The sequence below is a fragment of the Enterobacter sp. GER_MD16_1505_Eko_090 genome (assembly GCF_003331015.1).
In the GTDB taxonomy this organism is placed as follows: Bacteria; Pseudomonadota; Gammaproteobacteria; order Enterobacterales; family Enterobacteriaceae; genus Enterobacter; species Enterobacter roggenkampii.
Genome location: NZ_PUQF01000004.1, coordinates 99,940 through 126,386, shown reverse-complemented (window position 1 = coordinate 126,386; position 26,447 = coordinate 99,940). Strand labels below are relative to the sequence as shown.

Here is a 26,447-nt window from a genome sequence, read left to right as displayed (position 1 = left end):
GGCCGCACCGAGCAGTCCCCTCTCCCCTTTGGGGAGAGGGTTAGGGTGAGGGGTAAGGCGTACTTTACTTCTTACTGATCTTATCCAGATACCCCATCACAAACGCAGACAGCACAAACGTCAGATGGATAATGACGTACCACATCAGTTTGTTATCCGGCACGTTCTTCGCGTCCATAAACACGCGTAGCAGGTGGATAGAAGAGATCGCCACAATCGACGCGGCCACTTTATTCTTCAGCGACGAGGCATCCATTTTGCCCAACCAGCTGAGCTTCTCTTTTCGCTCGTCGATATCCAGCTGAGAGACGAAATTCTCGTAGCCGGAGAACATCACCATTACCAGCAGCCCGCCCACCAGGGTCATATCCACCAGCGACAGCAGAACCAGAATCAAATCCGCCTCGGCAATGGAAAAGATATTCGGCAGAACGTGCAGGATTTCCTGAAAGAACTTAATCGTCAGCGCGATAAGCGCCAGCGAAAGGCCAAAATAGACGGGAGCCAGTATCCAGCGAGAGGCGTACATGGCATTTTCAAAAAAGCGTTCCATAAAGTCCTGTTTGCAAGAGAAACCAGCGCCCAGTATATCCCAATGGCGCTGACTGTTTGCAATAGCTCACCAGTATGGTCACTCAGACGTTGTCGGGGTTAACCTCGGGACGGGCGTATTCCGGCCAGACCAGCACCACCAGCTCCGGGTAGGCTTCAAGGCTGAACTCACGAAAACACTGACGCAAATTTAATACGTCCAGATCGGAATAAGAGACCTTCTCGCCGTTAAGGCAGCGTTTTTTGATATTGTCATAATATTTATACACGGCTGAATTGAGATCGCTACAGCGACGCTGTGCTTCAAACAGTCCGGGCGTGTCATTAATTTCCGACATTTTCATGCGTTTAATTGTCGCGTGTAAAAAGTCGATATATTCATGGTTCACCCGCCAGTACCAGACAGGCGTAACGGAGTTCATCAATACAGAGAAATGGTCTTCCCCTTCCTCTTTTGTCATGAGTTCCGGTTGCGGCGGTTCACTGGTGTCTTTCGACACTTTCGTTTTATTGAACTCCTGCATCAATAAAAGCACACCAGCGGTCAGTAATAGTAATGTGATGACCGTAAAAAAGATGCTGTTCATGGGTAGGCTCCATTTTTTTTGATTTTAAATTTGCCTCATGATATTGTCAACGAATCTCACGCCTTTACCAACCCCACCCTGTTGAAATTAAAGGAAATTAAAAATGCTGCCCGACTATCTCGTCCCGGCTAAGTACCACATTACGCCTGTGGAACAGCAACCGACGGAAGCAGAAAAAGAGGTCAGTTTCACTCAGGGGAAAAGAAAGCTCTCTGATTTCGAGCCTGATATATTAATTGGTGTTTCCCGTACCGGCAAATCCCGTAATATGTTGCTGGAAGAGCACGATCGTCATATAAAAGACCGCTTATTTCGCGCCATAAAAATTGAAGCCTTTGTCCACCTGCTGAATGATCTGCAGGCCGAAGGTGAAATAGATGCCCAGAAACTAAGTCAAATATTGGCCGAAAAAACCAAAGAAATTAACGAAGCGGGCAATGAAATTTGGCTTAACTTAATTACGCGCGAAAAAAACAACCCAATTTTTTATAGCCTGGGGGAGGATTAACGTGAAGGAAGTTAAAAATAACGACGTTTATTTGACTTTGGATGATAAAAAAAGTGATGAATTTATCTTAAAGCAAAATCTCGACGCGCTGCGAAACACAAAAAATGACGAGATGACGCGCATTACACAAGACCTGGTATCGATCCCGGCGACGCTGGTCCGGCTGAAATGGCAGAATCGCCGTGAGATTTATCCGCTGCAGGTCAAAGAAGAAATTTACGGTGCCGTGATGAACGCCATCATGGAACAGCGGCCAGAGCTAAAAGAGAAGCTTCTGGGACGCCTTGAGGCCAACTACCAGTATCTGCTTGCCAGAGAGATCGCCACCCTGCGTCTGACGCGCAAACTGTCAGACGGCGAGTACCGTACCTCAAACGTCACCTGCGTTGCGCTTGATGAGGACGCGCTGGCAACCCCCTCTATCGCACCGACGGAAAATAAGAACGCATAAACCCAACAGGCATAAAAAAGCCGGCTTTCGCCAGCTTCTTTATCACTTCGCGGCCGCTTTCTCTTCGCCGACCAGCCCAATCTTCAGATAACCCGCCTGATGCAGCGTGTCCATTACCTTCATCATGGTTTCATAATCCACGGTTTTATCCGCACGGAAGAAGACCGTGGTGTCTTTTTTACCGCCGGTAAGCTGATCCAGCGCCGGGATAACAGAGTCGGCCGTTACCGGGTCGTTACCGAGGAACATCGATTTATCGGCCTTCACGGACAGATAGACAGGCTTTTCCGGGCGCGGCTGCGGCTGGCTGGACGAGGCTGGCAGATTCACCTTCACGTCCACCGTCGCCAGCGGCGCGGCCACCATGAAGATGATCAGCAGAACCAGCATGACGTCGATAAACGGCGTCACGTTGATCTCATGCATTTCGCCGTTATCGTCCAGATTTTCGTTTAGACGCATCGCCATAATATCAACCTACGCGCAGTTTGGACGCCGCGTGCACCGGCTTAACGGCGCTGGCATTCAGGTCGAGATCGCGGCTCTGCAGCAGCAGAACCTGCGCGGCAACGTCACCGAGGGTGGCTTTGTAGCTGCCAATCATCCTCGCGAAGATGTTGTAGATAACCACCGCCGGAATCGCCGCGACCAGACCAATCGCCGTCGCCAGCAGCGCTTCTGCGATACCCGGCGCAACGACCGCCAGGTTGGTGGTTTGGGTCTGCGCGATACCGATAAAGCTGTTCATGATGCCCCAAACCGTACCGAAAAGACCGATGAACGGCGAAATCGCGCCGATGGTGGCCAGATAACCATTGCCGCGCCCCATGTGTCGGCCAACCGCCGCCACGCGACGCTCCAGACGGAAACCGGTACGCTCCTTGATGCCTTCGTTATCTTCACTGCCCGCGGAGAGTTCCAGCTCGTTCTGTGCTTCATTCACGAGCAGGGTAGTCAGGCTTTTCGGGTGGAAGGATGAGGTCATATCTGAGGCCTGATCCAGAGAGCGGGCTTCTGCCAGCTGCTGCTGTTCCCGCTTGAGGCGACGCTTCTGCGAAAGCAGCTCGGCGCTCTTGCTGAAGAAGATAGCCCAGGTGACAACGGACGCCAGAATCAGGCCGATCATCACAATCTTAACCACGATGTCAGCATGCTGATACATGCCCCAAACGGAGAGATCCGCCTGCATCAAATTATTACCCACTCTGTATCTCCAGGACGCAAATCACAAAATCTGAACGTAATAATATCAAAACATCGTCGAATTGATAGTAGTTCTCATTAGTATTTGCATAGTGCCGCAATTTTCGTTCACTTTCCTTGCGCTTACGCAGTAAAAATTTCTTATGCGCTTTTTTGGTAATATTTTCTGCTTATTCGATAAGCCTGCGGGTGCAGTTTTTTCCAATCGTGGTAGTCTGGACGTCCAGACGTATAAAAACAGGGTTAGCGAACATGACAACGAAGCATCTTGATACCACGCTGGTACAGGCAGGACGCAGCAAAAAATATACTCAGGGATCGGTCAACAGCGTGATTCAACGCGCCTCCTCGCTGGTGTTTGATACCGTTGAGGAGAAAAAAAACGCCACGCGCAACCGCGCAAAAGGCGGACTGTTTTATGGTCGTCGCGGCACGCTAACCCATTTTTCTTTACAGGAAGCGATGTGCGAGCTGGAAGGCGGCGCAGGCTGCGCGCTGTTCCCGTGCGGCGCGGCGGCGGTCGCCAACACCATTCTGGCGTTTGTGGAACAGGGCGACCATATCCTGATGACCAACACCGCCTATGAACCCAGCCAGGACTTCTGTACCAAAATCCTCAGCAAGCTCGGCGTGACGACCGGCTGGTTCGACCCGCTGATTGGTGAAGGCATTGCCGAACTTATTCAGCCAAACACGCGCATTGTGTTCCTGGAATCGCCGGGGTCACTCACCATGGAAGTTCACGACGTGCCGGCTATCGTCAAGGCCGTGCGCAGCAAAGCGCCAGAGGCGATCATTATGATCGACAACACCTGGGCGGCAGGCGTGCTGTTTAAAGCGCTGGAATTCGACATTGATATTTCCATCCAGGCGGCGACGAAATACCTGATTGGCCACTCTGACGGCATGATTGGTACTGCGGTTTCCAACGCGCGCTGCTGGGATCAGCTGCGTGAAAACGCCTATCTGATGGGCCAGATGGTGGATGCCGACACGGCGTACATGACCAGCCGCGGACTCCGCACGCTGGGCGTTCGTCTGCGTCAGCACCACGAAAGCAGCCTGAAGGTGGCCGAATGGCTGGCGCAGCATCCGCAGGTTGAGCGCGTAAACCATCCGGCGCTGCCGGGCAGTAAGGGGCATGAATTCTGGCAACGTGACTTTACGGGCAGCAGCGGTTTGTTCTCGTTTGTGCTGAAAAAACGGCTGAATAATGACGAGCTGGCAAGCTATCTGGATAATTTTAGCCTCTTCAGCATGGCCTACTCCTGGGGCGGTTTTGAATCCCTGATCCTGGCTAACCAGCCGGAGCAGATCGCGGCCCTGCGCCCCGGCGGTGAAGTGGACTTCAGCGGTACCCTAATACGACTGCATATCGGTTTAGAAAATGTTGACGATCTGATTGCGGATTTAGCAGCAGGGTTCGAGCGTATCGTGTAGAGTGCTGGCTGAAAATGTACTCTCTGGACGCTTTTGTGGACACCGCAAGCAGAAAAGTCTGCATGAGTTGCGCCCGGGATCAAACCCGTCGGGCGAATTAGGGAGTACAATAGCGCTATATCTGCTGTTCCACAGGAAAGTCCATGGCTGTTATTCAAGATATTATCGCGGCGCTCTGGCAACATGATTTTGCCGCCCTGGCGGATCCTCACGTCATAGGCGTCGTCTATTTCGTGATGTTCGCAACGCTGTTTCTGGAAAATGGATTACTGCCAGCCTCGTTTTTACCCGGTGACAGTCTGCTTTTGCTTGCCGGGGCGTTGATCGGCAAAGGCGTCATGGACTTTACGCCCACGATGGTTATCCTCACTTCCGCAGCCAGCCTGGGCTGCTGGCTGAGCTATCTGCAGGGCCGCTGGCTCGGCAACACGCGCGTGGTCAAAAGCTGGCTGGCGCAGTTACCCCATAAATACCATCAGCGTGCAACCTGCATGTTTGACCGACACGGCCTGCTTGCGCTGCTGGCCGGACGTTTTCTGGCGTTCGTTCGCACCCTTCTGCCGACGATGGCGGGCATTTCCGGTTTGTCGAACCGCCGCTTCCAGTTCTTCAACTGGCTGAGCGCCCTGCTTTGGGTTGGCGTGGTGACGACATTCGGCTACGCGCTGAATATGATCCCCTTCGTGAAACACCACGAAGATCAGGTGATGACCTTCCTGATGGTGCTGCCGATGTTCCTGCTGGTGGCGGGTCTGGTGGGCACCATCGCGGTAGTGATTAAGAAGAAGTACTGCAGCGCATAATTCAACAAAGCCGGGTGGCGCTATCGCTTACCCGGCCTACGTTTTTCGTCAGGCTCCCTGCATCGTTCTTATACGTGACGCATCCTCTCCCGGCGTGACGCCGAAATAGCGCTTAAACTCCCGACTGAACTGCGACGCACTTTCATAGCCCACCCGCATCGCCGCCGCGCTGGCCTTCATGCCGTCGTGGATCATCAGCATCCGCGCCTTATGCAGCCGGTAGGTTTTGAGGTACTGCAGCGGCGAAGTGCTGGTCACCGATTTAAAGTTATGGTGAAACGCCGAGACGCTCATATTGGCTTCCGCCGCCAGCTGGTCGACGCTGAGGTTTTCGGTGTACTGGCTTTCGATACGCTTGAGCACGCGGCTTATCAGGCTGAAGTGGGTCTGTCGGCTCACCAGGGCAAGTAACGCGCCGCCGCCCGGGCCCAGCAGCACGTGGTACAGAATTTCTCGGATAATCTGCTTGCCCAGTATGCGCGCGTCCAGCGGCCTCTCCATGACGTCCAGCAGACGCTCAATGGCGCAGAGGATCTCTTCCGACAGCGTTGCCGAGTTGATCCCGCTTGAGGCCATCGAAGGCTGGAAGAGTTCGTCTTCGCCAATCTCCATCAGCAACTCCTGCAGCTGGAGGATATCAACATTGACGCGGATCCCCGCCAGCGGAACCGCCTCTGTCGCGAAGGTTTCACATTCGAAGGGTAAAGGTACTGTCAGCAGCAGATATTCATTGGTGTCGTAGCGGAACACGCGCTCGTTGATATAGCCAATTTTATGGCCTGAAAAGAGAAAAACGATGCCCGGCTGGTACATGACCGGCGTGCGCGTTCCGGGCTGCGTGCCGTAGAGCAGGCGAATGTCCGGCAGCAGATCGCTGGCACGATTTTCATTATCTATCAATCTCTTAATCTGCGCAGTGAGCTGCTGGCAGATAGCCTCACGGTTCATCTTGCGTTACTCCGGGTGCGGTTTTCGACGTTGACAGTGTGCGTTGTTTTCCGCGCTTTCTCCAGCGCTCTGTAGAAATGGGCAAGACATCGGCAGGAATGTGCATTGAGGGCGTAGCCCCGGACGGCCACAATGTGCAGCATCAGGTCGCCCTCTGCGCACCACGGTTTTTCACCCACTAAAGGGAACGAGCAATGAACAACTTTAATCTTCACACCCCAACCCGCATTCTGTTTGGTAAAGACGCTATCGCTGACCTGCGCGCACAGATCCCTGCTGACGCCCGCGTGCTGATCACCTACGGCGGCGGCAGCGTGAAAAAAACCGGCGTGCTGGATCAGGTTTACAGCGCGCTGGACGGTCTGGACGTGCGTGAGTTCGGCGGCATTGAGCCAAACCCGTCCTACGAAACGCTGATGAACGCGGTGAAAATCGCCCGCGAAGAAAACATCACCTTCCTGCTGGCGGTCGGCGGCGGCTCCGTGCTGGACGGCACCAAATTCATCGCGGCGGCAGCGCACTATGCTGACGGCATCGATCCGTGGCACATTCTGGAAACCCGCGGCAGCGACATCAAAAGCGCCATCCCGATGGGCTCCGTGCTGACCCTGCCAGCGACGGGTTCTGAATCCAACAAGGGCGCAGTCATCTCCCGTAAAACTACCGGTGATAAGCAGGCCTTCATGAACGAACACGTTCAGCCTGTCTTCGCCATTCTGGATCCGGTCTACACCTACACCCTGCCTGCGCGTCAGGTCGCGAACGGCGTGGTCGATGCCTTTGTTCATACCGTTGAGCAGTACGTCACGTATCCGGTGAATGCCAAAATCCAGGATCGTTTTGCGGAAGGCATTCTGCTGACGCTGATTGAAGAAGGTCCGAAAGCGCTGAAAGAGCCGGAAAACTATGACGTTCGCGCCAACGTGATGTGGGCCGCCACCCAGGCGCTGAATGGCCTGATCGGTGCTGGCGTGCCGCAGGACTGGGCGACCCACATGCTGGGCCACGAACTGACGGCGATGCACGGTCTGGATCATGCGCAGACGCTGGCCGTTGTGCTGCCTGCGCTGTGGAATGAAAAACGTGATACCAAACGCGCCAAACTGCTGCAGTACGCTGAGCGCGTGTGGAACATCACCGAGGGTTCTGACGATGCGCGTATTGATGCCGCCATCGAAGCGACCCGCAGTTTCTTTGAAGGTCTGGGCGTGCCAACGCGTCTGTCTGGCTACGGTCTGGACGGCAGCTCTATCCCTGCCCTGCTGGCGAAACTCGAAGAGCACGGCATGACCCATCTGGGCGAGCACGGCGACATCAGCCTGGACGTCAGCCGCCGTATTTACGAGGCGGCACGCTAAGCGTTTTTGTCCCCCCGACTTTCGTTTTTTGACATTTCGTCCAGACTTAATGCACACCCCATCGCCGGAGTCTCCCTCCGGCGATGCGCACCTGAAGGAGGAAAAATGGCAAACCAAACCGTAATCAAGCTGCAGGACGGCAACGTGATGCCCCAGCTGGGGCTAGGTGTATGGAAAGCCGGTAACGACGAGGTCGTCTCCGCCATTCATAAAGCCCTGGAAGTCGGCTACCGGTCGATTGACACCGCCGCCGCGTACAAAAACGAGGACGGCGTGGGGACCGCGCTGGCCAGCGCCGGTGTCCCCCGCGATGAGTTATTCATCACCACGAAACTGTGGAATGACGATCAAAAGCGTCCCCGCGAAGCCCTGCAGGAGAGTCTGGAGAAGCTCCAGCTCGATTTCGTCGACCTGTATCTCATGCACTGGCCGGTTCCGGCCATCGACCATTACGTTGATGCCTGGAAAGGGATGATTGAACTGCAAAAAGCGGGGCTGGTGAAAAGCATCGGCGTCTGTAACTTCCAGGTTCATCACCTGCAGCGGCTGATTGACGAGACGGGCGTCGCGCCTGTGATTAACCAGATCGAGCTGCACCCGCTGTTGCAGCAGCGCCAGCTTCACGCCTGGAACGCCACGCATAAGATTCAGACCGAATCCTGGAGCCCGCTGGCTCAGGGCGGTGAAGGGGTATTCGATCAGAAAATTATCCGCGACCTGGCGGATAAATACGGCAAAACCCCGGCGCAGATCGTCATTCGCTGGCATCTGGACAACGGCCTGGTGGTGATCCCGAAATCGGTCACGCCATCGCGCATCGCCGAGAACTTCGACGTCTGGGATTTCCGTCTGGACAAAGATGAGCTGGGGGAAATTGCGAAGCTGGATAAGGGCAAGCGGCTTGGGCCAGACCCGGATCAGTTTGGCGGATAATACTTAAAACGAGCCCGGTCTTCCGCCGGGCTCGTTTTAATTTATAAACCGGACTGACATCTCGCTTCTCCGGGAAGATCAGGTAATGTGCAAATAACGTTGTACGCTTTCCCTTCCAGTTTATGTGGCCCACCGAGACCGCCGCCTACTTCTGCACCATATTCCTTTCCGTTGACGCTTATCTGGAGCGGGGTGTGATAAATCCAGTCCATCGGACCTATTGGCAGAAAAAAGATCCACTCATGCTGGCTCTGAAAAGCAAAACGACCGTTGTCGTCAGAAAGCGTTTGCTCCCTCTCTAATGTTATTTTAGCGCCCGGGACTGGCTTACCTGCGCTGTCGATTAGACGTCCTTCCACTTCTGGCTGTGTCTGGCGGTGCATTACACAACCGCATAACGTAAGGCCAATCAGCATCGCTCCTGTTAACTTCCTAATTTTCATTTTGGGCCTCCTACCCTTATGCAGAAAAAAGCCGGGTGGCGGCTGCGCCTTACCCGGCCTACGCGCTGACCTGTAGGCCCGGTAAGCGCTAGCGCCACCGGGCTTTGTTACAGGTTTAACCGATCTTACGTTTTACGGTCTTCTTCGTTCCCGCTCCACCGTTCGAACGCTGATGCACAATCGGCGTGTGCTTGGTCAGCGCCGGGCGCGTATTGCGGTTCTGGCGACGCGCTTCGCGCATCTCCTCCAGCGTCGGGGCCGGTACCAGACAGTCGCGGCGCGAGCCGATCAGGTGCTTTTTGCCCATCTCTTCCAGCGCCTGGCGGATCAGCGGCCAGTTGGCCGGATCGTGGTAGCGCAGCAGCGCTTTGTGCAGACGACGCTGTTTATCCCCTTTCGGCACCACCACGTCTTCACTCTTATAACCAATCTTACTCAGCGGGTTCTTGCCGGTGTAGTACATGGTCGTCGAGTTGGCGAGCGGTGACGGATAGAAGTTCTGCACCTGATCCAGGCGGAAGCGGCGCTGCTTCAGCCACAGCGCCAGGTTCACCATGTCCTCATCACGCGTGCCCGGGTGGGCGGAGATGAAGTACGGGATCAGATACTGCTCTTTGCCCGCCTGCTTCGAGTAGGTGTCGAACAGCTGTTTAAAACGATCGTAGCTGCCCATGCCCGGCTTCATCATCTTCGACAGCGGGCCTTCTTCGGTGTGCTCCGGCGCAATCTTGAGATAGCCACCAACGTGGTGCGTCGCCAGCTCTTTGATGTAGCGCGGATCTTCCACGGCGATGTCATAACGCACCCCGGACGCGATGAGGATCTTCTTGATGCCCTTCAGATCGCGCGCGCGGCGGTAGAGGTTGATCGTCGGCTCGTGGTTGGTGTCCATGTGCTCACAAATGCTCGGATAGACGCAGGAGAGGCGACGACAGGTCTGTTCCGCGCGCGGTGATTTGCAGCGCAGCATATACATGTTGGCGGTTGGGCCGCCAAGATCGGAAATCACGCCGGTAAAGCCCGGCACGGAGTCGCGAATGGCTTCGATCTCATTGATGATTGAATCTTCAGAGCGGCTCTGAATAATGCGCCCTTCGTGCTCGGTAATGGAGCAGAAGGAACAGCCACCGAAGCAGCCGCGCATGATGTTGATCGAGAAGCGGATCATCTCATACGCCGGGATGCGGGCGTTGCCGTACGCCGGGTGCGGCACGCGCTTGTACGGCAGCGCAAAGACGCTGTCCATCTCTTCGGTGGAGAGCGGGATCGCTGGCGGGTTGATCCAGATAAAGCGCTCGCCGTGCTTCTGCATCAGCGCGCGGGCGCAGCCCGGGTTGGTTTCATGGTGCAGAATACGGGACGCGTGCGCGTAGAGCACCTTGTCGGCTTTCACCTTCTCGTAGGAGGGCAGCAGTACGTAGGTCTTTTCCCAAGGCTTCGGACGCGGCGGCTGCACGACGATCGCCTTCGCTTCCGCCTTCTTTGGCTCTACCGGTTTGTTATCGGCACACGGCAGATCGTCGCCGTACGGATGTGGGATCGGGTCGATTTTGCCCGGCATATCGATGATGCGGGAATCTACCCCGCGCCAGCCCGGCAGCGCCTCTTTCACCATAATGGCGGTATTGCGCACGTCGCGGATGCTGCTCACCGGCTCGCCCTGCGACAGGCGGTGCGCCACTTCCACCAGCGGACGCTCGCCGTTTCCGTAAATCAGCATGTCGGCCTTGGAATCCACCAGCACCGAGCGGCGCACGGTATCTGACCAGTAGTCGTAGTGTGCGGTACGGCGCAGGCTCGCCTCGATGCCGCCCAGGATCACCGGCACGTCTTTCCAGGCTTCTTTGCAGCGCTGGGTGTAGACGAGGGTTGCGCGGTCCGGACGTTTGCCCGCCACGTTATCCGGCGTGTAGGCGTCGTCATGGCGCAGCTTACGGTCGGCGGTATAGCGGTTGATCATCGAGTCCATGTTGCCTGCGGTCACGCCGAAGAACAGGTTCGGTTTACCCAAACGCATGAAGTCGTCTTTGCTGTTCCAGTCAGGCTGGGAGATGATCCCCACGCGGAAGCCCTGCGCTTCGAGCATACGGCCACAGATGGCCATGCCGAAGCTCGGGTGGTCAACGTAGGCATCGCCCGTGACCAGAATGATATCGCAGCTGTCCCAGCCCAGTTGGTCCATCTCTTCCCGGGACATCGGCAGGAACGGCGCCGGTCCAAAGCAGGCCGCCCAGTACTGGGGCCAGGAGAAGAGGTCACGATCCGGCTGGATCAGGGAAATTGCGCTCATAATGCTTCCGAAGAAAAAATAAACAAAAGGAGCGGGATTATACGCTGTTCATCTGCCAGATTTGAAGAAAAGGATGCAGGAAGCAGGCAGATATTCACGGAAGTCGTTAAAATACGCCGCCCTGATAATTTTGGATCATAATATTCACTCTATTTTCCGGTGATTTGCCCCGGAATGCGTGTTTGTGCGGAGCTCAGTTGTGAAGCCCAACGATTCGTTACATGTCTCCCAGCTGCGGGTTGTCCTGCACCTCTGCGGTTTCCTTGTGCTGCTGTACAGCCTTTCCATGCTGCCGCCGATGGTTATCGCCCTGCTGAACAAAGAGCGGACCTACTTTGCCTTCCTGACCACTTTTTTAACCTTTTTTAGTCTCGGAGGCTTAACCTGGCGGGCAACCCGCCACGCCGGCATCCAGCTGCGCACCCGCGACGGTTTCGTGATTATCGTGCTGTTCTGGCTGCTTTTTTCATTGATTAGCGCCATGCCGCTCTGGATGGATGACGGGCTTCAGCTCTCCTTTGCTGACGCGCTCTTTGAAGGGGTTTCCGGGATCACCACTACCGGAGCGACGGTGATCGGGGACGTCAGCGCCCTGCCTAAGTCGTACCTCTATTACCGCGCTCAGCTGAATTTCATTGGCGGGTTAGGCGTCATCGTGCTGGCCGTCGCGGTCCTGCCGCTGCTGGGCATTGGCGGCATGAAGCTCTATCAGTCAGAGATGCCGGGGCCGTTCAAGGAGGAGCGTCTGACGCCCCGCCTTGCCGATACCGCGCGCACGCTGTGGGTGACCTACTTCGCGCTGGGCGTGGCCTGCACTCTGGCCTACTGGCTGGCGGGAATGTCCTTTTTTGACGCCGTCTGTCACGGGCTTTCGACCGTGTCACTGGGCGGCTTCTCCACCCGCAGCGAGAGCATTGGTTTTTATGACAGCCACGCAATCGAGCTGGTTGCCGGGGCGTTTTCGCTGCTCTCCGCGTTTAACTTCACCCTCTGGTACGTCGCCATTGTCCGACGCACCCTGAAGCCGATTCGTCGCAGCCCGGAGGTTAAATTCTTCCTGAGCGCCGCTGCGGCGATTATCCTCATCACCGCCTGGCAGGTCTGGCATGCAGGCATGTACAGCCCCACGGATAGCCTGGTGCACGCCTTCTTCCTTGCCAGTTCGATGATGACCGATAACGGCCTGTCGACCGCCGACTACGCCCAATGGCCCACCCACACCATCTTCCTGCTATTGAGCGCCAGCTTTTTTGGCGGCTGCGTAGGCTCGACCTGCGGCGGGATCAAAGCCCTGCGTTTTTTGATTATGTTCAAGCAGAGTATTCAGGAGATGAACCAGCTGGCGCATCCGCGCGCGCTGCTGAGCATTAAGGTGGGCAAAAGCGTGGTGAATGAACGCGTCCTGCGCTCGGTCTGGAGCTTCTTCTTTCTCTACGTGATGATCACGGGCTTTTTTGTCTGGGCGCTTAATCTGATGGGCTACGATCTGTTTACGTCATTCGCGACGGTCGCCGCCTGTATCAACAACATGGGGCTGGGATTTGGCGAGACGGCGTCGACGTTCGGCACGTTAACAGAAGGGGCTAAGCTGTTGATGTGCGCGGCGATGATCTTAGGGCGTCTGGAAATTTACCCGGTGCTGATTCTGTTCTCGCGCTTTTTCTGGCGGGCATAAACCATTCCCGGCGAACCGGGAATGTCAGAGGTTATGGCGCGGGGTTGATCAGCATCTGCCCTACGGAGCCCCTGTCCATCATCTCCAGCGTCTGGCTGTGGAACAGGAACGGGAAGTGCGGCCACGAAGGCTGGCCGTAGTAGACGAGCAGTTCAACCTGACCGTCCACCCAGACGGTATCTTTCCAGCCGCGATCTTCCGGGAACGGCATCGCGCCGTTAACGTTGCGGATCAGGAAGCTTACCCCTTCAATATGGAACGACTGCGGCATATCTGAACGCACCGTCCAGCGCTCCCAGGTGCCCTGCTGCGCGGTGATGTCGATACGGTTGACGTCCCACAGCGCACCGTTGATGCCCGGATCGTCGCCCAGGCTGATATCACGGCTGCGCACCGGGGAGCCGCTCATGATCTCCTGCGGCAGCAGGCGCATGGGCAGGCTATCGGTCACCAGCGGCAGCAGGCCGGTTGGACGCAGGGTCAGCACCAGGGTCGAGACAAGAATGCTCGACGGTTCAAAGAACCCGCGAATACGGTCAACAATGCTTGCCGCTTCGCCGCAGGTCACAGAGACTTCATCCCCGTTGGTCATATCAATGAGAATTTCGCGACGCTCACCCGGCGCGAGCGCCAGCTGTTTGACGGACACCGGTGCCGGTAAAAAACCCTGATCGCCGGAGATGACGTGCAGCGGACGGCCATCGCTCATTTGCAGCTGATAGCGGCGCGAGTTAGACGCGTTGAGCAGGCGCAGGCGCACCCAGCCACGGGACACTTCGACATACGGGCTCTGCGCGCCGTTAACCAGCAGCGTATCGCCAACGAAGCCACCGCTCCCCGGTTCGCTGTATTCCGGCGTACCGAAATTATCCAGACGTTTGTCCTGGATGATAATTGGGAAGTCATCCACGCCGTAGTGGTTCGGGATCGGCAGGGATTTGCTGACTTCATCTTCCACCAGCCACATGCCGGCCAGGCCGTTATAGACCTGCTGCGCCGTGCGGTTAGGGGTGTTGGCGTGATACCACAGGGTTGCCGCGCTCTGGCGAATCGGCAGAACGGGCGCCCAGTCGGCGCTGGGCGACATCATGCGCGCCGCGCCGCCAATCAGCGGGCCAGGCACCTGCAGGCCGCTGATGGTCATGGCGACATTTTCAGGGGTACGGTTACTGTAGATGAGCTTTACGTCATCGCCATTCCACACGCGTATGGTCGGCCCAAGGTAACGTCCGTTAATGCCCCAGACCGGCGCACGCGTCCCCTGGGTAAAGGACCAGTGGCTGCGCTGCAGCGTCAGGAAAAGCGGCTGGCCGCGACGGGATTCAATGAGTGGCGGAATAGGCAGCGGCTGTTGCTGCCCGGCGGCGCTGGCTGTCAGCGGCATCGCACCCGCACAAAGGGCGATCCCCGAAGCCTGAATAAACTGACGCCGACTGAGTGACATATAAGCTCCATCTGAAACGACTAACAACGCGGGAATTCGTTTTCCCTTCAACGCCGGGTTAGATCTTACCGGCGGCTTCTCTCTCTGCGACTTCTTTGTCGAGCAGCGCAATATGCTCAGCCATCAGATCACGGCAGTGCGCTGCCAGCTCGCGCACCTGATCTTTACCGTATTTGCTGGTATCGACGGGTGGCAGCATTTCGACAATCACCAGCCCGTTATTCAGGCGGTTAAGATTAATCTTATTCGAAGTATTGGAAACGCACACAGGAATAATTGGAACACCTGCCGCAATTGCGGCATGAAACGCACCGGTTTTAAACGGCAGCAGGCCGCGGCCGCGGCTGCGCGTCCCTTCCGGGAACATCCAGATTGAGATCCTGCGCTTTTTAAAATGATTCACCACTTCTGCAATGGTGCCGTGCGCTTTTGCACGGTTATTACGGTCAATCAGCAGGTTACCGGTAAGCCAGTACAGCTGACCAAAAAACGGGATCCACAGCAGGCTTTTTTTGCCCACCGTCACGGTCGGTGGAAGCACGATATTGGAGGCCGTCACCATATCGTAGTTGTTCTGATGGTTGGCGATATAGATGGCGTTACCGAAATTCTCCGCTCCTTCCGGCAGGCGTTTTTCAACTTTCAGACCAAACAGCGGCGCAAGACGCCCGAACATATGGCCAAAGGTGGCGACATGCTTCGGATTACGCGGGCTGAACAGGCAATAAATAGAGCCGAAAATACAGACCAGAATACAGTAGATAACGGTAAGAATAAGACGAACAATATATAGCATAGCGACCTCTGAAGCCCTGACAGCTGACAATTATACTTCACCTGTGGCCAGGTAAGGACTTTATTACGAGCGCGTATTGTTAATCGCAACGCACGAATTAACAACGATTTTACGGGAAATTTTATTGAAATTCCCCCTCCGGACAGAGGGGGATATCACGACATTACTCTTCGCTGTCACCCGCCGCGCTGCGTGCAGGAGAGTCAATCTCCACGCGGTCGATACGCTGCAGGCCGCGCATCAGCGAGCCGCGGCGACCGCGCTCGCCCACCACCTTCTGCAGCTCTTCCGGACGAAGCTTGATTTTGCGCTTGCCGACGTGAATGGTCAGCGTGCTCTGCGGCGGCAGCAGGAAGAGGTGCGCCAGGCCATCTTCGCCTTTCGCGGCCTCCGCCGACGGGATGTTGATGATCTTGTTGCCCTTGCCTTTTGACAGCTCCGGCAGATCGCTGACCGGGAACATCAGCATACGTCCGGCGGTGGTGATCGCCAGCAGCATGTCGCTTTCGTTCTCGATCACCAGCGGTGCCATTACGTGAGCGTTGTCCGGCAGGCTAATCAGCGCCTTACCGGCACGGTTGCGGGAAACCAGATCGTTGAAGGTACAGATAAAACCGTAGCCCGCGTCAGACGCCAGCAGCAGCTTCTGGTCATCGGCTTCCATCAGCATATGGTCAACCGTCGCGCCCGGCGGCAGCGTCAGCTTGCCGGTCAGCGGTTCACCCTGCCCGCGCGCGGAAGGCAGCGTGATCGGGTCAATGGCATAGCTGCGACCGGTGGAGTCGATAAACGCCACCGGCTGGTTGCTCTTGCCTTTCACCGCCGCTTTAAAGCTGTCGCCCGCTTTGTAGCTGAGCCCCGGCGCGTCGATATCGTGGCCTTTGGCGCTGCGCACCCAGCCGCTCTGCGACAGGACAATGGTCACCGGCTCGGACGGCTGCATGTCGTGCTCGTTCATCGCCTTCGCTTCTTCGCGCTCGTGCAGCGGAGAACGACGGTCGTCACCAAACGCGTCGGCATCAGCCTGCAGCTCTTTCTTCAGCAGGGTATTCATCTTGCGTTCGGACGCGAGGATCGCCTGCAGCTGATCGCGCTCTTTTTCCAGCTCGTTCTGCTCGCCGCGGATCTTCATCTCTTCCAGTTTGGCGAGATGGCGCAGCTTCAGCTCGAGGATCGCTTCGGCCTGGGTTTCGCTGATGCCAAAGCGCGACATCAGGGCGGGCTTCGGCTCGTCCTCGGTACGGATGATCTCAATCACCTCGTCGATATTGAGGAACGCCACCAGCAAACCTTCGAGGATATGCAGGCGCTTAAGCACTTTCTCCAGACGATGGTTCAGACGACGGCGTACCGTATCGCGGCGGAACGTCAGCCATTCGGAGAGGATCTCCAGCAGGTTTTTCACCGCCGGGCGTCCGTCGAGGCCAATCATGTTCAGGTTAATGCGGTAGCTTTTTTCCAGATCGGTGGTGGCGAACAGGTGGTTCATCACCTGCTCCATGTCCACGCGGTTAGAACGCGGCACGATCACCAGACGGGTCGGGTTCTCGTGGTCAGATTCGTCACGCAGGTCGTCCACCATCGGCAGCTTTTTATTGCGCATCTGGGAGGCGATCTGCTCCAGCACTTTGGCACCGGAAACCTGATGCGGCAGCGCGGTGATCACCACGGCGCCGTCTTCTTTATTCCACACCGCGCGCATGCGCACGGAGCCGCGACCGTTCTGGTAGATTTTGCGGATTTCCGCACGCGAAGTGATGATCTCAGCTTCGGTCGGGAAGTCCGGGCCCTGCACGATATCCAGCAGATCGTCGAGCGAGGTTTTCGGCTGCTCAATCAGGGTGATGGCGGCTTTCGCCACTTCACGCAGGTTGTGCGGCGGAATGTCCGTCGCCATACCGACCGCAATCCCGGTGGTGCCGTTCAGCAGGATGTTCGGCAGACGCGCGGGCAGCATCTTCGGCTCCTGCAGCGTACCGTCGAAGTTCGGTACCCAGTCAACGGTCCCCTGGCCCAGCTCGCCCAGCAGCACTTCGGCATATTTAGAGAGGCGGGACTCGGTATAACGCATCGCCGCGAAGGATTTTGGGTCGTCCGGCGCCCCCCAGTTCCCTTGACCATCCACCAGCGGGTAACGGTAAGAGAACGGCTGCGCCATCAGCACCATTGCTTCATAGCAGGCGCTGTCGCCGTGCGGATGGTATTTACCCAGCACGTCACCGACGGTACGGGCGGATTTCTTGAACTTGGCGGTGGCATTCAGCCCCAGTTCGGACATCGCATACACGATGCGGCGCTGAACGGGCTTCAGGCCATCCCCGATAAACGGCAACGCCCTGTCCATGATGACGTACATGGAGTAGTTCAGGTAGGCGTTTTCCGTGAATTCATGTAGCGCGAGGCGCTCTGCCATATCGCTCATTACGTGTGATTCCTCAACTCAGAAACCGAAGGGTTTCAGGCAATATTGCCGCAGATACTACCCTATCTGACGAGTTGAGTCACAAAGAAAAAGGGCCGCTTATGCGGCCCTTTCCGGGTTATTTGTTCAGCTTAATGACCTGCTTCACGTCGATTTCAAAATCGTTCCACTCTTTATCGACTTTGCCCTGGATTTCCACTTTATCCTGAGGGCTGACGGTCACGCCGTTCCAGCGCTTGTGGTCAATTTCCACGTTCACCGTGCCGGTCTCATCGCGGAAGGTGTAGCGGTCATCGGACAGGCGCTGGGTGATGTTCCCGCGCAGCTTCACCCAGCTGTCGTCCTTCATCTCTTTTACCTTCACCGCGGTGGTGAGGTTGGCGTCGTTATCGACAAAACCGCCTGCCTGCGTTTGGGTCTGGGTCTGTGCGGCAGACGGGCCGTTAAATCCGCCCTGCGCGGCAAAAACGGGGGCAGTGGTCATCATCATGATGGCGGCAATAGCAGCGAATTTTTTCATATTAACTCTCCCTTTAATCTGGTTTCGCAGTCCATTAAACAGGGTAATCCTTAACAACTTCTTAAGGGAAAAATTTATTTATTATTGCTGTACAGCAGGCGCTTACAGAGGGTTTACTGACGGCATCAAGGAGGGAATATGCGCATTTTACTGGTAGAAGACGACACGTTAATCGGCGACGGTATCAGGGCGGGTTTAAGCAAAATGGGCTTTAGCGTGGACTGGTTTACCGACGGCAAAACCGGTCAGGCCGCGCTCGCGTCTGCGCCCTACGATGCCGTGGTGCTGGATCTGACGCTGCCGGAAATCGACGGTCTGGACATCCTGCGCGCGTGGCGCGAAAGCGGGCACAGCGAGCCGGTATTGATCCTGACCGCGCGGGATGCGCTTAACCAGCGCGTGGAAGGGCTGCGTCTTGGCGCGGATGATTATCTCTGCAAGCCGTTCGCGCTGATTGAAGTGGGTGCCCGCCTCGAGGCGCTGGTCCGCCGCAGCCACGGACAGACGCATAGCGAGCTACGCCACGGCAAGGTCACGCTCGATCCGACCCGTCTCGTCGCCACGCAGGACGGTGAACCGCTGACGCTGAAGCCGAAAGAGTTCGCGCTGCTGGAACTGCTGATGCGCAATGCAGGCCGCGTGCTCCCTCGCAAAACGATTGAGGAAAAACTGTATACCTGGGACGACGACGTCTCCAGCAACGCGGTAGAAGTCCACGTTCATCATCTGCGCCGCAAGCTTGGCAGCGAGTTTATCCGCACCGTGCACGGCATCGGCTATACCCTGGGTGACGCATGAAGCTGACGCAACGCCTGAGCCTGAAGCTGCGCCTGACGCTCCTCTTTTTAGCGCTCTCCCTGATGGCATGGTTTGCCGCCAGCCTGGTGGCCTGGCAGCAGACCACCCATAAGCTGGATAAGCTCTTCGACACGCAGCAGATGCTGTTTGCCAAACGGCTGCTGACGATGGATCTTGACGAGATCCGCGCCCCCGAACGGATGCGCGAGATCCCAAAGAAAGTGAAGCATGGCCGTCTCGATGACGACGCGCTGGCTTTCGCCATTTACGCCGTCGACGGCAAAATGCTGCTGAACGACGGCGAGAACGGGCGCGATATTCCGTATCACTATCGCCGCGACGGGTTTGCTAACGGGCAGCTCCAGGACGATAACGATGAATGGCGTTTCCTGTGGCTGACCTCACCCGACGGGAAATACCGCGTGGTGGTCGGTCAGGAGTGGGAGTACCGCCAGGATATGGCGCTGGACGTGGTCAGCTCGCAGCTCACGCCCTGGCTGGTAGCGCTGCCCGTGATGCTGCTCTTGCTGATTCTCCTCCTGAGCCGGGAGCTGAGGCCGCTCAAAAAGCTGGCGCAGACCCTGCGCTCCCGCTCGCCGGATGCGACCGAGGCGCTTGTGCTTCAGGGTGTGCCCACGGAAGTGCGCCCCCTGCTCGACGCGCTGAATCACCTCTTCGCACGTACCCAGGAGATGATGACCCGCGAGCGCCGCTTTACGTCCGATGCCGCCCACGAGCTGCGCAGCCCGCTGGCAGCCCTGAAGGTGCAAACTGACGTGGCGCAGCTCTCGCAGGACGATCCGCAGGCGCGGGAAAAAGCGCTGGCACAGCTGCATGCGGGAATCGACCGCGCTTCGCGGCTGGTGGATCAGCTCCTCACCCTGTCGCGTCTGGACTCGCTGGATAACCTTGACGATGTCGAACCGATAACGCTTGCCGATTTACTTCAGTCGGCGGTGCTGGATATCTGGCATCCGGCGCAGCAGGCAGGGATTGATATTCGCCTCATCAACCATGCCCCGCAGGTCAAACGTCAGGGGCAGCCCCTGCTGCTCAGCCTGCTGGTGCGCAACCTGCTGGACAATGCCATCCGCTACAGTCCGCGCGGCAGCGTGGTGGACGTGACGCTGGACGCGCGTAGCTTTAGCGTGCGCGACAACGGTCCCGGCGTTGACCCCGAGGTGCTGGCGCGCATCGGCGAGCGTTTTTATCGTCCACCGGGCCAGAACGCCACGGGCAGCGGGCTGGGGCTCTCTATCGTCAGGCGCATTGCCGCGCTGCACGGGATGCGCGTCTCGCTGAGCAATGCGGCGGAAGGCGGCTTTGAGGTGAAGGTCAGCTGGTAGCGGATTATTGCATCTCCAGCAAAAGACTTTGCACATTTTGCTCATTTTTCCGCTCCGTCCTCGCGCGTAGAATACCCGGCATACTCTCATCGCCGAGGACAAAAAATGAGCAACATTCTGATTATTAACGGTGCAAAAGAATTTGCGCACTCTAAAGGCCAGCTGAATGACACCCTGACCGAGGTCGCGGACGGTTTCCTGCGCGACGCCGGGCATGATGTTAAGGTCGTGCGTGCAGACAGCCACTACGACGTGAAAGTCGAAGTGCAGAACTTCCTGTGGGCTGACGTGGTGATCTGGCAGATGCCAGGCTGGTGGATGGGCGCGCCGTGGACCGTGAAAAAATACATGGACGACGTGTTCACGGAAGGTCACGGTTCGCTGTATGCCAGCGATGGCCGCACCCGCTCTGACGCGTCCAAAAAATACGGTTCAGGCGGCCTGATTCAGGGCAAAAAATATATGCTGTCACTGACCTGGAACGCGCCGCTGGAAGCCTTCACCGAGAAAGATCAGTTCTTCGAGGGCGTGGGCGTGGACGGCGCGTACCTGCCGTTCCACAAGGCGAATCAGTTCCTGGGCATGGTTCCGCTGCCGACCTTTATCGTCAACGACGTGATTAAAATGCCTGATGTCCCGCGCTATATCGCAGAATATCGCAAGCATCTCGCGGAAATTTTTGCTTAACTGGTAGCCTGGAATTAAAGGAGTAGTAAACATGCTTACCGTTATCGCAGAAATCCGTACTCGTCCAGGTCAACATCACCGCCAGGCGGTGCTGGATCAGTTCGCGAAAATTATCCCGACCGTACTGAAAGAAGAAGGCTGCCACGGCTACGCGCCGATGGTGGATGCCGCCACTGATGCCAGCTTCCAGGCGACCGCGCCGGACTCGATCATCATGGTTGAGCAGTGGGAAACCGTCGCGCATCTTGAAGCGCATCTGCAGACCGCGCACATGAAAGCGTGGAGCGACGCGGTGAAGGGCGACGTGCTGGAAACCCACATCCGCATCCTGGAGCAAGGGGTTTAAGTTCGTGGAATTTGCCGGGTGACACTGCGTTTACCCGGCCTACAAAACCTGAACCGTAGGCCCGGTAAGCGCTAGCGCCACCGGGCTTTGTTGTTTTTAGCTGCTCTTCTTCCCCGGCTTTAACCCGCGATGGAGTTCGTTGATGCGCTTCATCGACTTGATGGCGCGCTGCGGTTCGGTGGCGGCGACGGACAAAATGATCATCTCCAGACAGAGCAGCACCGTGCCGTGGAGCGGGATTTTACCCTTTTCACCGCCGCGCGGAACGTGGATCACCACGCTCGCCTCCTTACTGAAACGCGAATCGAGGGCGTTGGTCAGCAGGATGGTGGGAATGCTCAGACGTTTTGCTTCACGCAGGGTGGTTTGCCCCTCCCGGTGCGCGGATTTCTGCGCCATCATCACCAGCACGTCACCGCGCTGAAGCGCAATCAACTGCTCGGCAAGCCCTATCCCGGTACGGTTGAGCGGCGTGGCGGGTAACCCCATACGGCTGAACAGCCTGGCGGTGTACTCGGCCAGAATACCGGAGGCGCCAATGCCAAATATGGCGACCTGCCTTGCCTGCGCCAGCAGTGAGACCGCCTGCGCCATCGCGTAGCGGTTGTGGGGCTCGGATAACACCTCGCAGGTGTGCTGATGTCCCTCCAGCACGAAATCAATGCTCGCGTTGACGTCGCTGGCGAGCGTGTTCACCGTGGTGGACATCTTTTCGCTGGAGGTGACCACCGGGCCAAACCACTGCTCCAGCGTCTGCTTGAGATCGCGCAGCCCGGCGAACCCCAGCGCCTGTATGGCGCGGACCACCGTGGCATCCGAGGTTTTCACTACGGCGGCAATCTCCATGGCGGTCTGCTCCATCACCGCCTCGCGGTTGTCATGGATATAGCGTGCGACCTGCAGCAGACGCGGCGTCAGCTGATGCGCCCGCGCGCGAAAGCGGTCGCCATAGACATCCACGCGCCCCTTCTCTTTGCGGATCACCGTGAGGCCTCCGGCAGCGGACGCCCGGCAATCTGTGACTGCACCTGCGCGGCCATCAGCCCTAAAGACGCGAACGAATTCGAGATCGCCTCTTCACGCGAGATCAGCACGTAGTGCCCGCTCCGGCAGGCATTCAGGAACTGACACCAGCCCGGCATCACCGCCTCCATCGCTGCCAGCTCGTCCTGCGGTTTACCGCCCGTATCCCCGCGCCAGGTAGCAAAGACGAAATCGGCATCCAGCTCCGGCAGGCGCTCGGCGCTGACGTCGATGCGCCCCCCTTCCGGGATGGACTCAATCAGCGGCGGGAATTTGAATCCGGCGTCGCGCAGAACGCGGCCCAGCGAGTGGTAGCTGTGCATGGCGTTGATTTTCCCCTGATTGGCCTGAATCACCGATACGGTGATTTTGCGCGTGTCGATGGTCGCCTTCAGCGCCTTGATTTGCTCCTGATATCGCCGCTCCAGAACCTTGAGCCTTGCCTGCGTGCCCGTGAGCTGCGCCAGCTTGCGGTAGATTTCCGGCGCGCCGCCGTCGAGATGATCGATGCTCACCGTCGGGGCAATTTTCGCTAATTGTTCCACCGGCGTGTTGCGGGTCGGCTCGGTAACGATCAGGTCAGGTTTGGCGGCGGCGATGGCTTCGATGTCGATATCCGCCGTGCCGATAAATTTGATATCGGAATTATCGAAGTCGACGCCGGTCAACATGCCGCTGGATCGCAGAAAATGGCTGCCGTCCGGCCGCGTGCGGCCATGGCTCGCCACCGGCGGCACGCCAAGCTCAATCAGCGGAATGGTGATGTCCAGATCGTGTAAGGAGACAATCCGTTTCGGGTGCACCGGCACCACCACCTTTCGGTTCAGATCGTCGGTAAAGACCTGCGTCGGCTCCGCCGCGCTCACCGCGAACCCCACCAGCAACAGCATCGAAAACAGTACACGCATCATAATCCCCTAAAATCTGTCCCGACGCTGCCAGAGCAGCAGCAGGAAAAACGGTCCGCCAATCAATGAAATGACAATTCCCGCCGGCAGCTGCAGCGGGAGGAATGCCAGACGCCCGACGTTATCCGCCAGCAGCACCAGCAGCGCGCCCAGCACGGCGCTTCCCGTCAGGAGCGCGGTCTGACCACCGCGCAGCAGCAGGCGCGCCATATGCGGGGCAATCAGCCCCACAAAGCCAATGCTGCCCACGCAGGAGACGCAGGCCGCCGTCAGCACTACCGGGGCGAGAACCCGCAGCATTGCCAGCCGGGTTGTGCGCACGCCAAGGCCCGCGGCGGCCTGATTGCCGAGCAGCGCCACGTCCGCTGCCCGCGCGGTAAAGAGCAGCAGCGCAAACGCGGGGGCAGCCCAGAGCGCGGCCAGCCCTACCAGCGTCCAGTTTGCCGCGTGCAGGCTGCCCGCCAGCCACAGCATCGCCGTCTGCACGTCGCGCACGTCGGCGGTGGTCATAAAGACGCCCATTGCCGCGGCAAACGCCCACGACACGCCGATGCCGATCAAAATGAACCGCGGGCGCGAGATATCGCGCGCCAGAGCTATCACCAGCAGCGCGGTGAGCAGCCCGCCGGTCATGCCAATCAGCGGACGCCAGGCCAGGCTCAGCGCCGGGAACTGAAAAATCAGCAGCAGTACCGCCGCGCTACAGCCCTCCTTCACGCCGATAAGCCCCGGGTCAGCCAGTCCGTTGCGGGTGATGGACTGCATCGCCGCCCCCGCCATGCCGAGCATCGCGCCGCACAGCACCGCCATCAGCAGGCGCGGCAGGCGGATATCCATCACGACGTAGCGCGTCTCCGCCGTCAGACTTTCAGGCGAAAACAGCGCCCGCCCGATGGCAGAGGCGGGAATGGGCAGAGAACCGTGCGTCAGGCCAAAGCCCAGCAGGCCTAGCGCCATCAGCGCGAAAAGCGACAGGTACGCCAGCGCCTTCGGGCGAACCAGCGCCGACAGGCGGCCAACACGGATCGCGCGGAGTCCGGCCCGGTTCATTTGAACATCCTCGAGGCCATAAGGATGAACACGGGCGCGCCGACCAGGGCCGTCATGATGCCGGTTGCCAGCTCCCAGGGGGTAAACAGCGTGCGGGCAGCGATATCCGCCAGCAGCAATACCAGCGCACCGCAGAGGGCCGACAGCGGCACCATCGCGCGTAAATCGACCGACACCAGACGGCGAATGAGCTGCGGCACCACAAGGCCGATAAAGCCAATCGGTCCGGCGATGGAGACGGCCGCGCCGCAGAGCAGCGCAATGGCCAGCAGGGCAAGGAGGCGGGTTTTCAGCAGCGACACGCCAAGCCCCTGCGCCATTCTGTCGCCCAGCGCCAGCATGTTGAGCGAGGGCGACAGCCCGATAGCAAGAACAAAACCAGCGGCTGCAGCCCACAGGGCGCTCTGGAGCATCTGCGCGTTGATCCCGGCGATATCACCCGCCAGCCAGGTGCGCAGAGAGAGCAGCGTCTGTTCATCCAGGATTAACACCGCGGCGGTAATCGACGAGGCAAACGCCGACATCGCCACGCCGCACAGGGTGACCTTCATCGGCGTGAGCCCGGTGCGACCGGTCGAGGAGAACATCAGCACCAGCAGAAACAGCGCGGCGGCACCGGCGGCGGCAATCAGCGGGCGACCAAACGGCAGCGACAGCCCAAGCGCGCTGGCGATCACCACCGCGAGCGCTGCCCCGGCGTTGAGCCCCAGAATATGCGGCTCGCCGAGCGGGTTGCGGATCACGGACTGCAGCAGCACGCCCGCCACGCCGAGCGAGGCGCCGGTAACCATTGCGGCGCAGAGGCGCAGCAGCCGTAGTCTGATGATGATGTTATGGTCGAAATTGCGCGGGTCGAAGTGAAAGAATGCCTCCACTACCGTTTGCGGGGCGATAAAGCGTGCACCGATCCCCAGATGAGCAATCGCCCCCATTGCCAACAGCAGGGTGAAAATCAGGAAAGCCAGAGAGATGCGCATCATGGCTTCTGAATGCTCTGGCGAAACGGCATAAAGAACGGTTTGCCGGTTAGCGGGTTAATCGACATATGCACGTCCACATCAAACACCGCTTTGATCAGCTCCGGCGTGCAGGCGTCGCCTTCATGTAGCACCCCCTCGACTTTTCCCTGGCGTAAAAAGACCAGGGAATCACCGTAGTTCACGGCAAAGTTGAGATCGTGCAGTACCACCACGACGGTACGCCCGTGCTGGCGGGTCAGGGCGTGCAGCAGTTCCAGGATCTCCACCTGGTAGCGAAGATCGAGGAACGTGGTGGGTTCATCCAGCAGGATATACGGCGTTTGCTGCGCCAGCGCCATGGCGATCCAGCAGCGCTGACGCTGGCCGCCAGATAAGCTTTCCACCGGCATATGGGCAAACGCTGCCGTGCCGGTCAGGCGCAGGGCCTCTTCCACCGCCAGTTCGTCCTCGTCGCTCCACTGGCGCATAACGTTTTGCCAGGGAAAGCGGCCGCGCGAGACCAGCTCAAAAACGGTTAACCCTTCCGGGAGCAGCGGGGACTGCGGGAGAATACCAAGCTGGCGGGCGACGGCTTTGGTCGGCTGCTCGTGAATGGCTTTACCGTCCAGCAGCGCGGTTCCCCCAAGCGGCTGCAGCAGCCGCGCGATAGTGCTCAACAGCGTGGATTTCCCACAGCCGTTCGCCCCTACCAGCACCGTCATTTTCTGCTGAGGGATGGCAAGGGAGATATCATCAACGATGATTTTTTTCTGATAGCCCGCAGAGAGGTTCTCCAGAACCAGTCCCGGTTGTTTTGTGTTGTGAGCCACGTGAACGCCAACGTAATAAAAAAGCGCAACAAATATAAATAAAAATCATTCTCTTTTGAGAGTTTGACGCCACGCCATGTAGTAGTCAAGCGAAGAAACACCCTGAAAAAACCAGGGGTAACGGAGC

Annotated in this window: 27 protein-coding genes; 11 read left to right on the top strand and 16 right to left on the bottom strand. The window is 57.9% G+C overall.

The features are described from left to right. Positions 1–64: 64 nt before the first annotated feature. Both C6A40_RS06170 and C6A40_RS06165 read right to left on the bottom strand, forming a co-directional pair. A complete protein-coding gene (locus tag C6A40_RS06170) occupies positions 65–553 on the bottom strand; it encodes a TIGR00645 family protein (RefSeq protein WP_008499805.1) in 489 nt (162 codons plus the stop codon). A gap of 82 nt (positions 554–635) precedes the next feature. Continuing rightward, complete coding sequence (locus tag C6A40_RS06165) at positions 636–1,139, bottom strand: ESA_00282 family adhesion-associated protein (RefSeq protein ID WP_008499806.1); 504 nt, start codon at positions 1,137–1,139, stop codon at positions 636–638. Positions 1,140–1,242: 103 nt separating this feature from the next. On the opposite strand from C6A40_RS06165, the gene C6A40_RS06160 reads away from it, so the two are divergent. Together C6A40_RS06160 and C6A40_RS06155 are read left to right on the top strand one after the other, a co-directional pair. Continuing rightward, positions 1,243–1,647 carry a hypothetical protein gene (locus C6A40_RS06160; RefSeq protein WP_008499807.1) on the top strand — a complete coding sequence of 135 codons (405 nt, stop codon included), beginning with the start codon at positions 1,243–1,245 and terminating at the stop codon, positions 1,645–1,647. 1 nt (position 1,648) lies between these two features. Continuing rightward, positions 1,649–2,098 carry a hypothetical protein gene (locus C6A40_RS06155; RefSeq protein WP_008499808.1) on the top strand — a complete coding sequence of 150 codons (450 nt, stop codon included), beginning with the start codon at positions 1,649–1,651 and terminating at the stop codon, positions 2,096–2,098. A gap of 42 nt (positions 2,099–2,140) precedes the next feature. Here the strand turns inward: C6A40_RS06155 and exbD are convergent, their stop codons facing one another. Continuing rightward, complete coding sequence (exbD, locus tag C6A40_RS06150) at positions 2,141–2,566, bottom strand: TonB system transport protein ExbD (RefSeq protein ID WP_008499809.1); 426 nt, start codon at positions 2,564–2,566, stop codon at positions 2,141–2,143. A 4-nt stretch (positions 2,567–2,570) separates the two neighbouring features. Then, entirely contained in the window at positions 2,571–3,302 is a 732-nt protein-coding gene (gene exbB / locus C6A40_RS06145) for a tol-pal system-associated acyl-CoA thioesterase (protein WP_032653396.1), read from the bottom strand. A 251-nt stretch (positions 3,303–3,553) separates the two neighbouring features. On the opposite strand from exbB, the gene metC reads away from it, so the two are divergent. Both metC and yghB read left to right on the top strand, forming a co-directional pair. Further along, on the top strand, positions 3,554–4,741 hold the full coding sequence (metC, locus tag C6A40_RS06135) for a cystathionine beta-lyase (protein ID WP_008499811.1): 1,188 nt from the start codon (positions 3,554–3,556) through the stop codon (positions 4,739–4,741). Between the two features lie 143 nt (positions 4,742–4,884). Further along, positions 4,885–5,544 (top strand): DedA family general envelope maintenance protein YghB, encoded by a 660-nt coding sequence (gene yghB / locus C6A40_RS06130; protein WP_008499812.1) that lies wholly within the window; start codon positions 4,885–4,887, stop codon positions 5,542–5,544. A gap of 48 nt (positions 5,545–5,592) precedes the next feature. On the opposite strand, the gene C6A40_RS06125 is transcribed toward yghB, so the two are convergent. Then, entirely contained in the window at positions 5,593–6,492 is a 900-nt protein-coding gene (locus C6A40_RS06125; RefSeq protein WP_008502996.1) for an AraC family transcriptional regulator, read from the bottom strand. Between the two features lie 194 nt (positions 6,493–6,686). Here C6A40_RS06125 and yqhD point away from each other — a divergent pair, with 194 nt between their 5' ends. Beyond that, positions 6,687–7,850 (top strand): alcohol dehydrogenase, encoded by a 1,164-nt coding sequence (gene yqhD / locus C6A40_RS06120; protein ID WP_045335204.1) that lies wholly within the window; start codon positions 6,687–6,689, stop codon positions 7,848–7,850. 105 nt (positions 7,851–7,955) lie between these two features. Then, positions 7,956–8,783, top strand: coding sequence for a 2,5-didehydrogluconate reductase DkgA (gene dkgA / locus C6A40_RS06115; RefSeq protein ID WP_008502994.1), 828 nt, complete (start codon positions 7,956–7,958; stop codon positions 8,781–8,783). Between the two features lie 41 nt (positions 8,784–8,824). On the opposite strand, the gene C6A40_RS06110 is transcribed toward dkgA, so the two are convergent. Together C6A40_RS06110 and C6A40_RS06105 are read right to left on the bottom strand one after the other, a co-directional pair. Next, on the bottom strand, positions 8,825–9,226 hold the full coding sequence (locus C6A40_RS06110) for a carboxypeptidase-like regulatory domain-containing protein (RefSeq protein WP_025912494.1): 402 nt from the start codon (positions 9,224–9,226) through the stop codon (positions 8,825–8,827). A gap of 115 nt (positions 9,227–9,341) precedes the next feature. Next, positions 9,342–11,516, bottom strand: a complete 2,175-nt coding sequence (locus C6A40_RS06105; protein WP_023344923.1) for a YgiQ family radical SAM protein — start codon at positions 11,514–11,516, stop codon at positions 9,342–9,344. A 199-nt stretch (positions 11,517–11,715) separates the two neighbouring features. Between C6A40_RS06105 and C6A40_RS06100 the strand changes: the two genes are divergently transcribed. Further along, the gene (locus C6A40_RS06100) at positions 11,716–13,191 is read left to right on the top strand and encodes a TrkH family potassium uptake protein (RefSeq protein ID WP_008502992.1); all 1,476 of its coding nucleotides are present in this window, start codon (positions 11,716–11,718) and stop codon (positions 13,189–13,191) included. Between the two features lie 31 nt (positions 13,192–13,222). On the opposite strand, the gene ftsP is transcribed toward C6A40_RS06100, so the two are convergent. The 4 genes from ftsP to C6A40_RS06080 form a co-directional block, all read right to left on the bottom strand. Further along, positions 13,223–14,635 (bottom strand): cell division protein FtsP, encoded by a 1,413-nt coding sequence (gene ftsP, locus C6A40_RS06095; RefSeq protein WP_008502991.1) that lies wholly within the window; start codon positions 14,633–14,635, stop codon positions 13,223–13,225. A gap of 58 nt (positions 14,636–14,693) precedes the next feature. Further along, a complete protein-coding gene (plsC, locus tag C6A40_RS06090; protein ID WP_008502990.1) occupies positions 14,694–15,431 on the bottom strand; it encodes a 1-acylglycerol-3-phosphate O-acyltransferase in 738 nt (245 codons plus the stop codon). Positions 15,432–15,594: 163 nt separating this feature from the next. Next, entirely contained in the window at positions 15,595–17,853 is a 2,259-nt protein-coding gene (gene parC, locus C6A40_RS06085; protein WP_045334453.1) for a DNA topoisomerase IV subunit A, read from the bottom strand. A 118-nt stretch (positions 17,854–17,971) separates the two neighbouring features. Continuing rightward, positions 17,972–18,373 (bottom strand): YgiW/YdeI family stress tolerance OB fold protein, encoded by a 402-nt coding sequence (locus C6A40_RS06080; protein ID WP_045334456.1) that lies wholly within the window; start codon positions 18,371–18,373, stop codon positions 17,972–17,974. Positions 18,374–18,511: 138 nt separating this feature from the next. Between C6A40_RS06080 and qseB the strand changes: the two genes are divergently transcribed. The 4 genes from qseB (at position 18,512) to C6A40_RS06060 (ending at position 21,550) form a co-directional block, all read left to right on the top strand. Next, on the top strand, positions 18,512–19,171 hold the full coding sequence (gene qseB / locus C6A40_RS06075) for a quorum sensing response regulator transcription factor QseB (RefSeq protein ID WP_045334459.1): 660 nt from the start codon (positions 18,512–18,514) through the stop codon (positions 19,169–19,171). Beyond that, positions 19,168–20,517 carry a quorum sensing histidine kinase QseC gene (gene qseC, locus C6A40_RS06070; RefSeq protein WP_045334462.1) on the top strand — a complete coding sequence of 450 codons (1,350 nt, stop codon included), beginning with the start codon at positions 19,168–19,170 and terminating at the stop codon, positions 20,515–20,517. The genes qseB and qseC overlap by 4 nt, the downstream gene beginning before the upstream one ends. A 105-nt stretch (positions 20,518–20,622) precedes the next feature. Then, on the top strand, positions 20,623–21,204 hold the full coding sequence (locus C6A40_RS06065; RefSeq protein WP_045334465.1) for an NAD(P)H-dependent oxidoreductase: 582 nt from the start codon (positions 20,623–20,625) through the stop codon (positions 21,202–21,204). Positions 21,205–21,235: 31 nt separating this feature from the next. Then, positions 21,236–21,550 carry a putative quinol monooxygenase gene (locus tag C6A40_RS06060; RefSeq protein ID WP_008502984.1) on the top strand — a complete coding sequence of 105 codons (315 nt, stop codon included), beginning with the start codon at positions 21,236–21,238 and terminating at the stop codon, positions 21,548–21,550. A gap of 96 nt (positions 21,551–21,646) precedes the next feature. Here the strand turns inward: C6A40_RS06060 and C6A40_RS06055 are convergent, their stop codons facing one another. From C6A40_RS06055 to C6A40_RS06035, 5 genes are read right to left on the bottom strand one after another with little or no spacing between them, the layout of a single operon-like run. Continuing rightward, positions 21,647–22,534 (bottom strand): MurR/RpiR family transcriptional regulator, encoded by an 888-nt coding sequence (locus tag C6A40_RS06055; RefSeq protein WP_045334467.1) that lies wholly within the window; start codon positions 22,532–22,534, stop codon positions 21,647–21,649. Next, on the bottom strand, positions 22,531–23,481 hold the full coding sequence (locus C6A40_RS06050; protein WP_045334604.1) for an iron-siderophore ABC transporter substrate-binding protein: 951 nt from the start codon (positions 23,479–23,481) through the stop codon (positions 22,531–22,533). Before C6A40_RS06050 ends, C6A40_RS06055 begins: the two co-directional genes overlap by 4 nt. Positions 23,482–23,490: 9 nt before the next feature. Beyond that, the gene (locus C6A40_RS06045) at positions 23,491–24,531 is read right to left on the bottom strand and encodes a FecCD family ABC transporter permease (RefSeq protein WP_045334469.1); all 1,041 of its coding nucleotides are present in this window, start codon (positions 24,529–24,531) and stop codon (positions 23,491–23,493) included. Then, entirely contained in the window at positions 24,528–25,511 is a 984-nt protein-coding gene (locus tag C6A40_RS06040) for a FecCD family ABC transporter permease (protein WP_045334471.1), read from the bottom strand. Before C6A40_RS06040 ends, C6A40_RS06045 begins: the two co-directional genes overlap by 4 nt. Further along, positions 25,508–26,320 (bottom strand): ABC transporter ATP-binding protein, encoded by an 813-nt coding sequence (locus C6A40_RS06035; RefSeq protein WP_008502979.1) that lies wholly within the window; start codon positions 26,318–26,320, stop codon positions 25,508–25,510. Before C6A40_RS06035 ends, C6A40_RS06040 begins: the two co-directional genes overlap by 4 nt. Positions 26,321–26,447: the final 127 nt, after the last annotated feature.